Here is a 4,063-nt window from a genome sequence, read left to right as displayed (position 1 = left end):
GGGGCCGAGGGGGAACGGGGCCGCGGCGGCGGGCGTAGAATGGGCGGCGAGGGGAGTCGGCCAGGCGGTCGCGGACCGCGCCTGGTGCGCGTGTTCGAGGAAAGTCCGGACTCCACAGGGCAGGGTGGTCGGCAACACCGACCCGGGGTGACCCGCGGGACAGTGCCACAGAAAGCAGACCGCCACCGCTCGCGGTGGTAAGGGTGAAACGGTGGTGTAAGAGACCACCAGCGGCCGGAGTGATCCGGTCGGCTCGGTAAACCCCACCCGGAGCAAGGTCAAAAAGGGAACCTGCGGGTTCCCGCGCGGATGTTCGAGGGCGGCCCGCCCGAGTCCGCGGGTAGACCGCACCGAGGCCGTCGGCAACGGCGGTCCCAGATGGATGGCCGCCCGGTTCCTCGGAACCGACAGAATCCGGCTTACCGGCCGACTCCCCCTCACACACCCTTCTGACCAGCGGCGCAGCGCGGGGGAGACGGCCGTGTTCCGGTTCTGTCCCGGACGGCGGATCGACCGGAGAGCGGGAGCAGGCCGATCGCTCCGCGTCCCGATTCCTCCCCGCCTGAGCCGGGCTGGCGCGGGCCCCGCCCGTGGTGTTCCGGCGGGCGCGGCCCCCGGGCGGCGGGTCGGAGGGCCGCTCCCGGTGCACGGGTACAGTCCTACAGCCCGCCGGTGATGGCCCGGCGCCCGCGCGCACCGATAGATTGGCCCCTGCGCTCCCTACCCCGGGCGAGCTCCGGAGCGCGTACGCCCGTGGGCCGACGTCCGGGGTCGGACCCAGCGGGCATCCGCGTTCACGGGAATGGGTGCATCTTGTTCGACTCCACCGCCTTCTGGGTGGCTCTCTTCGGTCTGCCTGTCGTGGCCATCGTGGTGATCGTCCTGCTCGCCTCCTATCAGGCCTCAGGCGTTCAGCAGGACGGACGCGACGACGCGCCCGACGAGGACTCCTCCACCAGCTGATCCCCGTGGTCCGCATCCGTCCTCGGGTGGGGCACGGGGTCGTTCACGTCCTGGACGCCCTGCACGGGGACGAACTCCCCCGTCTCGGCGTCCAGGAGGTGCACCCTCGCCGTCTCCAGGTCGTAGTACATCCCCGTCAGCGTCAGCTCGCCCGCCTCCACCCGTTCGCGGACCACCGGGTAGCTCGCGAGGTTGCCGATCTGCGCCTCCACGTTGGCCTGGGCCAGGCGGCGCAGCGCCTCAGCCGTGGGCAGGCCCGACAGGGCGCCCGACTCCTCGCCCACCCGCGCCAGGCTCTCCGAGCCGTGTGACAGCCAGCGGCGCATGTGCGACGCCTGTTCGTCCGTCTCCAGGTGGGCCTTCTCCAGCAGGGCCTGCATCGCCCCGCAGTGCGAGTGTCCGCACACCACGATCGAGGGCACCCGCAGCACGTTCACCGCGTACTCGATCGCCGCGCCCGTCGAACCGTTGTCGGGGGCCTCCCGCGGCGGCACCAGGTTGCCGAGGTTGCGCACGGTGAACAGGTCGCCGGGCCCGCTCGCGGTGATGAGGTTGGGCACCACGCGCGAGTCGGCGCAGGTGACGAACAGCGCGGTCGGGTTCTGGCCGTGCGACAGGCGGCTCATCACCGACCGCATCCGGTCGGTGGTGCTGGCGTGGTACTCGCGGGCGCCGGCCGCCAGCAGGCCCAGCGCGTTCACCCCGCGGTCGCCGTCACCGCGCATCTCCCAGGGGGCCCACCAGCGGGCCAGGCCGCCGGGCGCGGTCTTGGCGGCGGGCGCCGACCGGGTGGAACTGCGCGTGTACCACTTCTCGTGCACCTCGTCGATGTCGACGCTGCCGCCGGTGCGCTCGTGGTCCACCCGCCAGGCGTGGATGGCCTCGAAGGCGGCGTGGTCCATGAAGTCCACGTGCAGGTCCAGGTCGACCCGTGAGCCCGAGGGGACGGTGCGCAGCACGTGCGCGAGCCGGGGCACGCCCAGGAAGGTGAGCGAGCCGTGCACGGTGATGTGCACCCGGTCGTCGCGTTCCTCGGTGGTCACGGTCAGCTTGGTGAGCCTGCGCAGGGAGACGATCATGGCCAGCGCGAAGCCGATGAACACGCCCTCCAGGAGCCCCAGGAACACCACGCCGAACAGGGTCACCAGGTAGACGCTGGCCTCGTGGTGGCGGCGCAGGTCGCGCAGGTGGGCGATCGAGACCATCTGCACGCCGATGAACACCAGCAGCGCCGCGAGCGCGGGCATCGGGATCAGCTCGACCACGTGCGCGAACAGGGCGACGAACAGCAGGATCCACACGCCGTGCAGGATGGTCGAGAGCGGGCTGCGCGCCCCGGCGCGCACGTTGGTGGTGCTGCGCACGATCACACCGGCCACCGGCAGCCCGCCCAGGGCGCCGCTGATGGTGTTGGCCGCGCCCTGGCCGCACAGCTCGCGGTTGAGCATCACCCGGCGGCCGCTGTGCATGCGGTCCACGGCGATCGCGGCGAGCAGGGACTCGACGCTGGCGACCATGGCCACGGCGGCCACGCTCAGGGCGATGCCGTCCCACTGCCCGGCCTCGGGCAGCATCGGGCCGTTCCAGGCGTCGGCGAAGGAGCCGGGCAGGACGACGGTCTGCACCTGCCAGCCGCTCGTGGTGGAGATGAGGGTCGCGGTGGCCACGGCGACCAGCGCGGCGGGCACCACGGCGGGCCGCAGCCGCCCGAGGGAGGGCAGCTTGTTCCAGGTGAACATGATCGCGATGGTGATGACGCCGACCGCGACGGCCGGGGTGTGGTTGTTGGCGATCTGGTGGGGCAGGTCGGCGATGTTGGCCACCGCCGAGCTCTGCGGTTCCCCGCCCAGGACCACGTGCAGCTGGGCCAGGGCGATGGTCACGCCCACCCCGGCGAGCATGCCGTGCACCACGGCGGGGGAGACGGCCAGGGCGGCCCGGGCGATGCGGAAGGCGCCGAGGGCGAGCTGGACCAGCCCGGCCAGCAGGGTGATCAGGCAGGTCACCCGCCATCCGTAGGTCATGACCAGGTCGGCGACGATGATGGTCAGGCCGGCGGCGGGGCCGCTGACCTGGACCACGGACCCGCCGACGAGTCCGGCGACGATCCCGCCGACCACGGCGGCGATGATCCCGGCGATGAGGGGGGCGCCGGAGGCGACGGCGATCCCCAGGGACAGGGGGACGGCGACCAGGAAGACCACCAGTGAGGCGCCGACGTCGGCGGCGATCCCCCTGTGGCGGTCGAAACGTTGCCCGGGTGAGGCCGTGGGCGGCCTCTCGGGCGTGACTCCCTGGGCGTCGTTGCGCATGGTTACTCCATTCGGGTTGGACCAGGCAAGTGATGCGTGGGCGCACGGGGACTGCGGTGTTCGGATCGGGGGGCGTGCGTGGAGACGCGGGATGAGAGGACGTCCCTGAGGGTGTCCTTCGCGCTACCAACTGTAGCCAGTATCCGCCACGCAGTGTTACGGTCTGTTGCTCCTTTGGTAACCATTTTCCTGTCTTCACATGTCCTGGGGACAAATCAGGACAGAGAAAACCCCGAGGTGGTGGCTGCGCCCACCGCCTCGGGGTGTGAAGTGATGTACCTCTCGTGCGGCCCGGGGGCCGGAAAAGGGTCGTTACCGCGTGTTGCGGACGTCCGGAAGATCAGATGAAGCGGCCGTCCTCGTACCCGCCCTCGTAGCGGTTGCGGCCGTGCGGGTCGCGGGGGTCGGACGGGTACGGTTCCGGCGCCTGCGGCCCGCCGGGGCGCCGCTCCTCGTCGCCGGACTGCCAGTCCGGCGCGGGCGGGAAGCCGCCGTAGCCGGGCTGCTGCGGCTGCTGGGGCTGTCCGCCGGACGGGTAGCCGCCCGGGACACCGGGATAGCCGCCGGTGCCCCCGGCCGGATAGCCGAACGGGGCCTGTTCGCCGTAGCCCGCCGGGGCGTCCCCGCGCACCTGGTCCACCGGATAGCCGCCCGTCGGGTAACCGCCCTGCGGGTACCCGGGAGCCTCACCCGGGAACGCGGACGGGTAGGCGGGCTGGCCGACCGGCCCCTGGTCGAACGGCGCCGGAGGCTCCGGGGCCCCGGTGACCGCGCTCCCGCCCGGGAAG

General features: G+C 72.3%; 1 protein-coding gene, 1 other RNA gene and 1 pseudogene. 1 reads left to right on the top strand and 2 read right to left on the bottom strand.

The annotated features are described in order from the left end of the window. The first annotated feature begins 52 nt into the window (after positions 1-52). Positions 53-438, top strand: an RNA gene (gene rnpB / locus DQW06_RS23475) — RNase P RNA component class A. Positions 439-911: 473 nt separating this feature from the next. Here the strand turns inward: rnpB and DQW06_RS23470 are convergent. Both DQW06_RS23470 and DQW06_RS23465 read right to left on the bottom strand, forming a co-directional pair. Next, positions 912-3,275: a SulP family inorganic anion transporter gene (locus tag DQW06_RS23470; RefSeq protein ID WP_071622396.1), complete on the bottom strand. Its 2,364-nt coding sequence runs from the start codon at positions 3,273-3,275 to the stop codon at positions 912-914. A 340-nt stretch (positions 3,276-3,615) separates the two neighbouring features. Next, positions 3,616-4,063: pseudogene (locus DQW06_RS23465) on the bottom strand (hypothetical protein); the annotation flags it as partial.

The sequence above is a fragment of the Nocardiopsis sp. TNDT3 genome (genome assembly GCF_003427465.1).
GTDB classification, from domain to species: Bacteria; Actinomycetota; Actinomycetes; order Streptosporangiales; family Streptosporangiaceae; genus Nocardiopsis; species Nocardiopsis dassonvillei.
Note: the sequence above shows the minus strand (reverse complement) of the source record. Positions and strands in the feature narration are given on the sequence as shown.